General features: G+C 63.0%; 7 protein-coding genes. 4 read left to right on the forward strand and 3 right to left on the reverse strand.

The genetic code is table 11. The features are described 5' to 3' along the window. Both VGH41_RS25660 and VGH41_RS25665 read left to right on the forward strand, forming a co-directional pair. A partial coding sequence (locus tag VGH41_RS25660; RefSeq protein WP_331600474.1) for an electron transfer flavoprotein subunit alpha/FixB family protein occupies window positions 1-832 on the forward strand: 832 nt, incomplete at its 5' end. Between the two features lie 115 nt (window positions 833-947). Then, window positions 948-2,738 carry an acyl-CoA dehydrogenase gene (locus VGH41_RS25665; protein WP_331600475.1) on the forward strand — a complete coding sequence of 597 codons (1,791 nt, stop codon included), beginning with the start codon at window positions 948-950 and terminating at the stop codon, window positions 2,736-2,738. Window positions 2,739-2,863: 125 nt separating this feature from the next. On the opposite strand, the gene VGH41_RS25670 is transcribed toward VGH41_RS25665, so the two are convergent. Further along, a complete protein-coding gene (locus VGH41_RS25670) occupies window positions 2,864-4,150 on the reverse strand; it encodes a D-amino acid dehydrogenase (RefSeq protein WP_331600476.1) in 1,287 nt (428 codons plus the stop codon). Window positions 4,151-4,318: 168 nt separating this feature from the next. On the opposite strand from VGH41_RS25670, the gene VGH41_RS25675 reads away from it, so the two are divergent. Continuing rightward, window positions 4,319-4,807: an Lrp/AsnC ligand binding domain-containing protein gene (locus VGH41_RS25675; RefSeq protein WP_331600477.1), complete on the forward strand. Its 489-nt coding sequence runs from the start codon at window positions 4,319-4,321 to the stop codon at window positions 4,805-4,807. A gap of 138 nt (window positions 4,808-4,945) precedes the next feature. Continuing rightward, window positions 4,946-6,073 carry a PA0069 family radical SAM protein gene (locus tag VGH41_RS25680; RefSeq protein WP_331600478.1) on the forward strand — a complete coding sequence of 376 codons (1,128 nt, stop codon included), beginning with the start codon at window positions 4,946-4,948 and terminating at the stop codon, window positions 6,071-6,073. Between the two features lie 50 nt (window positions 6,074-6,123). Here the strand turns inward: VGH41_RS25680 and VGH41_RS25685 are convergent, their stop codons facing one another. Both VGH41_RS25685 and VGH41_RS25690 read right to left on the reverse strand, forming a co-directional pair. Continuing rightward, window positions 6,124-6,591, reverse strand: a complete 468-nt coding sequence (locus VGH41_RS25685; protein ID WP_331600479.1) for a TM2 domain-containing protein — start codon at window positions 6,589-6,591, stop codon at window positions 6,124-6,126. Window positions 6,592-6,827: 236 nt separating this feature from the next. Further along, window positions 6,828-7,922, reverse strand: a complete 1,095-nt coding sequence (locus VGH41_RS25690; protein ID WP_331600480.1) for a PQQ-dependent sugar dehydrogenase — start codon at window positions 7,920-7,922, stop codon at window positions 6,828-6,830. Window positions 7,923-8,007: the final 85 nt, after the last annotated feature.

The raw sequence follows: 8,007 nt of genomic DNA on the forward strand, positions 1-8,007 counted from the left end.
GATCGCGGGTCACAACGCACAAGCGGCGGCGGACGCGGCAGCGAAGGTGGCAGGCGTCGCCAGGGTGCTGCTGGCCGACGCGCCGCAGCTCGAAGCGGGCCTCGCTGAAAACGTCGAAGCCACCGTGCTGAATATCGCGAAGGACTACTCGCACATCCTCGCGCCGGCGACCGCCTACGGCAAGAACATCGCCCCGCGCATCGCCGCGAAGCTGGACGTTGCGCAGATCAGCGACATCACGGCAGTCGATTCCGCTGACACGTTCGAACGCCCGATCTACGCGGGCAATGCCATCGCCACGGTGCAATCGGCTGATCCGGTCAAGGTCATCACGGTGCGTAGCACCGGCTTCGATCCGGTGGCCGCGGAAGGCGGCAGCGCAGCCGTTGAAAAAATCGCAGCGGCCGCCGACAGCGGCCTGTCACAGTTCGTCAGCCGCGAGGTGACGAAGCTGGACCGTCCGGAACTGACCTCGGCATCGATCATCGTGTCGGGTGGCCGGGGTCTGGGCAGCGGCGAGAACTACACGAAGGTGCTGGAGCCGCTGGCGGACAAGCTCGGCGCGGCGCTGGGCGCATCGCGCGCCGCAGTGGACGCGGGCTTCGTGCCGAACGACTATCAGGTCGGCCAGACCGGCAAGATCGTCGCACCGCAACTGTACGTCGCGGTCGGCATCTCGGGCGCAATCCAGCATCTGGCTGGCATGAAGGACTCAAAGGTCATCGTGGCAATCAACAAGGACCCGGAAGCGCCGATTTTCAGCGTGGCGGACTATGGTCTGGTGGGCGATCTGTTCACGGTCGTGCCGGAACTGGTCAGCGAACTCGGCTGACTTTAGAAGCGCCATCACAAGGCGTCTGGCACAAGGCGTCTGGCAACAAATGAAGGGGCGCCGGGACCATGAGTCCGGCGTCCCTTTCTTATATCGCAGGCAGGAGGAGACAGAAATGAGCTATACGGCGCCCGTCAAGGACATGCTGTTCGTGATGAAAGAGCTGGCCGCACTCGAAGACATCGCAAGGCTGCCCGGTTTCGAAGACGCCAATCTCGATACCGCGCAGGCCGTGCTCGAAGAGTCGGCCAGATTCTGCGGCGAGGTACTGGCGCCGCTGAACGTCGAAGGCGATCGCAATCCGAGCAGCTGGAAGAACGGCACGGTGACGGCGACGCCGGGTTTCGCCGACGCGTTCCGTCAGTTTGCGGATGGCGGCTGGCAAGGCGTGCAACATCCTTTGGACTACGAAGGCCAGGGATTGCCCAAGCTGATCGCCACGCCCTGCGTCGAAATGCTCAACGCGTCGAATCTGTCGTTCGCGCTGTGTCCGCTGCTGACGGACGGCGCGATCGAAGCGCTGCTGACGGCTGGCACCGAAGCCCAGAAACAGGCGTATGTGCCGAAACTGATCGCCGGCGAATGGACCGGCACGATGAATCTCACCGAGCCGCAAGCGGGCTCGGATCTCGCGCTGGTACGCACGCGCGCCGAGCCGCAGGGCGACGGCTCGTTCAAACTGTTCGGCACCAAGATCTTCATCACGTGGGGCGAGCATGACATGGCGAAGAACATCGTCCATCTCGTGCTGGCGCGCACGCCGAATGCGCCGGAAGGCGTGAAGGGTATTTCGCTGTTCGTCGTACCGAAATTTCTCGTCAATGAAGACGGCTCACTCGGCGAGCGCAACGACGTGCATTGCGTGTCGATCGAGCACAAGCTCGGCATCAAGGCGAGCCCGACTGCCGTGCTGCAATTCGGCGATCACGGCGGCGCCATCGGTCATCTGATTGGCGAAGAGAATCGCGGCCTCGAATACATGTTCATCATGATGAACGCCGCGCGCTTTGCCGTGGGTATGCAGGGCGTCGGCGTGTCGGAGCGCGCGTATCAAAAGGCTGTGGCGTATGCGAAGGATCGCGTGCAAAGCCGGCCGGTCGACGGCTCGGCCAAACAGTCCGTGTCGATCATTCATCACCCGGACGTCCGCCGCATGCTTGCGACGATGCGCGCGCTGACCGAGGGCTCGCGCGCGCTCGCGTATGTGGCCGCGGCGCATTGCGATATGGCGCACCGTCACCCGGATGAAGCGGAACGCGCCGGGCATCAGGCGATCTACGAATTCCTCGTGCCGATCGTGAAGGGCTGGAGCACGGAGCTATCCGTCGAGGTGGCGAGCCTCGGCGTGCAGGTGCATGGCGGCATGGGCTTTATCGAAGAGACGGGCGCCGCGCAGTACTACCGCGACGCGCGCATCCTGCCGATCTACGAAGGGACGACCGCGATCCAGGCGAATGACCTGATCGGCCGCAAGACCGTGCGTGATGGCGGCGCGGTGGCGAAGTCGCTGCTGGCCGGTGTGGCAGAGACGCTCGAAGCACTGGGCGGGCAGCCAGGCGCGCCATTCGAATCCATGAAGCGCTATCTCGCGCAAGGCCATCGGTCGCTGGAAGCGGCGGTGGAGTTTGTGGTCGCGAATACGAAGCGGGATCCGAATGCCGTGTTTGCCGGCAGCGTGCCTTATCTGCGGCTGGCGGGAATCGTGCTGGGCGGCTGGCAGATGGCGCGTGCGTTGCTGGTTGCCGCACAAAAGCGCGAAGAAGATCCGTCGTTCTATGGGGCGAAGATGGCCACCGCGCAGTTTTATGCGGAGCATGTGCTGCCGCAGGCAGTGGCGCTTGAAGCGTCAATCGTCAGCGCGAAGGGCGATGAAGGTGTGCTGGCCTTGTCGGAGGACCAGTTCTGAAGTTTTGGTGGTTTAAGGCTCGGTGAGTCGCAGCAAACACAAACGGCGCCCTGGGCGCCGTTTGTGTTTCTTCGCACCGCCGCTCGCGTCGTATCTGCTGGCCCACGCGGTGCGGGGGCCGCGGATCAGGCGTAGGCCGGACGACCCGTGCCGTTGATCTCGCCGAGATAGCGATGCACCGACAGATCGTTCGACTGGATGGCGGGCTGCTTGCCGGAGATCAGATCGGCAAGTAGTTGGCCCGAGCCACATGACATGGTCCAGCCCAGCGTGCCGTGGCCCGTGTTCAGGAACAGGTTCGACACAGGCGTGCGGCCGACGATCGGCGTGCCGTCCGGTGTCATCGGGCGCAGACCGGTCCAGAAGCTGGCCTTCGAGGTATCGCCGCCGCCCGGGAACAGATCGTTCACGCACATTTCGAGCGTTTCGCGGCGCGCCTTAAGCAGCGATTTGTCAAAGCCGACAATCTCCGCCATGCCACCGACGCGAATCCGGTTGTCGAAGCGCGTAATAGCGATCTTGTAGGTCTCGTCGAGCACGGTCGACACAGGAGCCGCAGCGGCGTCGACAATCGGCGCCGTGATCGAATAGCCCTTCAGCGGATAGACCGGAATCTTGACGATGCCCGACAGGAACTGCGTCGAATACGAGCCGAGCGCGACGACGAAAGCATCCGCGCGCACCAGTTCGCTGCCGCATTGCACGCCGGCAATCCGCTCGCCTGCCATGGCGAGCGCGTCGATCGGGGTGTTGTAACGAAACTTCACGCCCAGCTCTTCAGCCAGAGCCGCGAGCCGCGAGGTGAACATCTGGCAGTCGCCGGTTTCGTCGCCCGGCAGGCGCAGGCCGCCCGTCAGTTTGTGCGATACCGCGGCGAGCGCCGGTTCCGCTTGCGCCAGCTCGGCGGCCGTCAGCAGTTCATACGGCACGTTGGCGTCTTTCAGCACTGCGATGTCTTTCGCCGCGCCGTCGAATTGCTGTTGCGTGCGGAACACCTGCAGCGTGCCGCCGGTACGGCCTTCGTACTGGATGCCGGTGTCGGCGCGTAGCGCCTGCAGGCAGTCGCGGCTGTATTCGGCGAGGCGCACCATGCGGCCCTTGTTCACCGCGTAACGGGCTGAGGTGCAGTTCTGCAGCATCTGCCACATCCATTGCAGCTGGAATTGCGTACCGTCGAGGCGAATGGCGAGCGGCGCGTGCTTCTGGAACATCCATTTGACGGCCTTCAGCGGTACGCCAGGCGCGGCCCACGGAGACGCGTAGCCCGGCGAAATCTGGCCGGCATTGGCAAAACTGGTTTCGAGTGCCGGGCCGGCCTCGCGATCGATCACGGTCACTTCATGACCGGCGCGCGCCAGATAATAAGCGCTCGTTACTCCGACGACGCCACTGCCCAAAACGACGACTCGCATAGCTGCTCCAGAAGGTTCTTGAAGGCCTTAGCGTGCGACGGTGGATCAATTCCCCGCGTTTCGTTCGATTCACGAGGTGATACGCTTTCAGGCCAGTGTTAACCGCTATACTATTGACTGTCAGCTAGGTTTTGTTATCGTATTTTTTAGATTTTCAGTAGAAAACCCATGCGAACACAGCGTCAACCTGTCCGTGCACTCGACAAGCTCGATCACAAGATCCTCAAGCTGCTGCAGCAGGACGGCCGGATGGCCATGAAGGACCTCGCGGAGCAGGTGGGGCTGTCGGTCACGCCGTGCATCGAACGGGTCAAGCGAATGGAGCGCGACGGCGTCATTACCGGCTACCACGCGCGCGTCAACCCGGCCGAACTGGGTGCGGCACTGCTGGTGTTCGTCGAGATCACGCTCGATCACAAAAGCGGCAACATGTTCGACCAGTTTCGCCGCGAAGTTCAGAAGATTCCCGAGGTGCTGGAATGCCACCTGGTGTCGGGCGACTTCGACTATCTCATCAAGGCGCGCATCGGCGAGATGGCTGATTACCGCAAGCTGCTGGGCGACATTCTGTTGCAACTGCCCGGCGCGGTGCAGTCGAAAAGCTATGTGGTGATGGAAGAAATCAAGGAAACGCTGAACATCGCCGTGGGCGAGTAAAGCCGTCCTCGGGGGCGGTTTTCCGGGGCGCGATCGGGATTCAGTCAGGACTCGACAAACGGCACAAACACTGTATATTTGTACAGTAAGTTTGGGCCGTTTTCTGTTTCCGTTTTCCGTTTCCGCTTGACCTGCACCGTGACCGATTCGTCTGACGTCGAATATCCGATTGCCCCGCCCGCGCCCCGCAAAGGGCGCGGCGCGGTGACGAACCTGCAAGGCCGCTACGAACTCGACCAGCGCGAAGCGGTTGACGACGGCTGGATGCTGCACGAGGAAGAAGAGGGCGGCCCACCGGCGCTGCGTACCCAGGTGTTCGACGAGCGGGCGAAGTCCATTTTGACGCGCAACACGTCACCGGACATTCCGTTCAACGTCTCGCTCAACCCGTATCGCGGCTGCGAGCATGGTTGCATTTACTGCTTCGCGCGGCCTACTCACAGTTATCTGGGCCTGTCGCCGGGGCTCGATTTCGAAAGCCGCATCTACGCGAAGGTCAACGCGCCGGAGTTACTGGTGCATGAGCTTTCGAAGAAATCCTATGTGCCCGAGCCAATCGCGTTGGGCGTCATTACGGATGCCTGGCAGCCAGCCGAGCGCGAGTTGCGGCTGACGCGGCGTGTCGTCCAAGTCCTGAGCGAGCACGGCCATCCGTTTGCGGCCATCACCAAGTCGTCGTTGATCGAACGGGACCTGGATCTGCTGGCGCCCATGGCGGCGCGCGGGCAATTCATGGCGGCGATCACGATCACCACGCTCGACAGTGAAGTTGCCCGCACGCTCGAGCCGCGCGCGGCAACGCCGTCGCGACGGCTGCGCACCATCCGCACGCTGAGCGAGGCCGGCATTCCGGTGGGTGTCAGCATTGCTCCGGTGATTCCGTTCGTCACCGAACCGGATATGGAACGGGTGATGGAAGCCTGCGCGGAGGCGGGGGCGACCAACGCGAGCTATATCGTCCTGCGTCTGCCGTGGGAAGTGGCGCCGCTATTCAAGGACTGGTTGGCCGCGCATTTCCCGGACCGGGCGGACCGCGTGATGAGCCGCGTGCGCGACATGCGTGGCGGGAAGGATTACGACGCTTCTTTCGCGAGCCGCATGAAGGGCGAGGGCCTCTGGGCCGATCTGCTGAAGCAGCGTTTTCGCAAGGCGGCACGCCGGCTCGGCCTGAACGAGCGGGAGCGCGGCATTCTGGATATGTCACATTTCCGGCGGGCGGAGCCGGCGCGTCCCGTGCCTGATGATCCGCAGTTGGATCTGTTCTGACAGAACGTGGTCGTGCAGGGGCGATTGCCGCTATTTGTCGTTATTTGCCGTTATTGCGACAGCGCCTTGGCCGCTTGAACCTGTGATTCAAAGTACGTCTGGAATGACAGCGCGAGGCCGGTCATCAACAGCATTGCGCCAATGAACAGCGAAAAGATCACCACGAAGATGACCGTCCAGCCTGAACGGCTGCGCTGCTGGGCCTGCGCGTTGAATTGGGCGTCCCACTTTTCGTCGGGGCGCAGGCCATAGACGATTGCCGCAAGGAACGCGGCGAACAGCGAGATTGCACCCGGAACAGCCAGCAGCCAGCCCAGTACCGAGGCGCGTTCGCTCGCCACGAGCAGCAGCACGCCGGGAATGCCGAGTAGCGTGAAGATCAGATGCGCCCATCCGTAGATGTCCCGTGGCCCGTACAAATAGAAGCGATGCGCGCCGAGGCTGCCGAACAGGAATGCAAGCGCCGCTGTGAGTGTTTTGGACCTGAAGCGTGGGGAATTCGAAGCGCGGGTGGACATGTGGGCGAAAGTTGGGCGTCAGGCGGTCGAAGTGAGTGGCGAGTGGCGCGCACGTTGTGCGCGGGTCGACGCGCATTCTACGCCGCGGCCGCGGGCACGGTTATGCCGCGCACCAGATGACGTGGATTCGCGAACCATCCGTGTCGGCTGACCAGCTTTTGCAAGTGAGCGCGAGCGCGGCGCGGCACTTTTATGTGCTGCAAGACCGGAGACGTGCGCCAACGCCGGCGGCAAGCTCAAGGTGCCGAGTAGGTCACGCGATAAATCGCGCCTGCCGTGTCGTCGCTGATCAGGAGTGAGCCGTCGGGTAGCGGCAGGACATCCGCCGGGCGACCCCAGACGCTTTCATCGGGCATCAGCCAACCTTCGGCAAAGACCTCCTGATGCGCGCCGCTGCCATCCGGCCCCGTGATTACGCGCACGACCCGATATCCCACCTTCTTGCTGCGGTTCCACGAGCCGTGTTCGGCGATGAAGATGTTGTCGCGATACGCAGCCGGAAACATGGCGCCCGTATAGAAACGCATGCCCAGCGAAGCGACATGCGCGCCTAGCTTCAGCACCGGCGGCGTGAACGCGCTGCACGGATGATCCTTGCCGAATTCGGGGTCGGAAAAATCGCCGCCATGACAGAACGGGTAGCCGAAATCCATGCCGGCGCGCGGGGCGCGGTTCAGCTTGTCGTCCGGAATGTCGTCACCCAGCAGGTCGCGGCCGTTGTCCGTGAACCACAGTTCGTGCGTCGTCGGATGCCATGCAAAACCGACCGTGTTGCGTATGCCGCGCTCGACGGTCTCGTAGTGACTACCATCGGCGTCCATCCGGCCGATCATCGCATAGCGCTCGCGGTCGGGCAGACAGATGTTGCAGGGCGCGCCCTGCGGCACATAGAGCTTGCCGTCCGGCCCGAAGGCGATGAATTTCCAGCCGTGGTGATGTTCGGTGGGCAATTTGTCATTGATGACAACCGGTTTGGGCGGATCGTCCAGATGGTCGTCGATCGCATCGAAGCGCACGATTTTCGACACCGCCGATACATACAGCGCGCCCTCATGCCAGGCGACGCCGGCGGGCATGTCCAGCCCCGACGCGATGACGTGGCGTGCGGCGAGATGCCCGTCGCGGAGTTCCAGCGCGTAGACGTGACCGTCGAGGCTGCCGGCGTAGAGTATGCCTTTGGGCGAAAGCGCCATTTCGCGCGCACTGGGCACGTCGTCGGAAAGTACTTCAATATGAAAGCCGGGTGGCAGCTTGAGGCGCTCAACGGGGAGGGCTGCCAAAGCCGGGGCCGCCAGAACGGCCAGCAGAAGGGCGACGAGGGCAGTTTTCACGGGCTCTCCATCAGGTTGTTCAGACCATTCGCCGGGCCTGCGCCCACCGGCTTGTATGGCCGGCGCAACCAGGTCTGTCAGTTTA

Origin of the sequence: Paraburkholderia sp. (genome assembly GCF_036488795.1) — a bacterium.
Classification (GTDB): Bacteria; Pseudomonadota; Gammaproteobacteria; order Burkholderiales; family Burkholderiaceae; genus Paraburkholderia.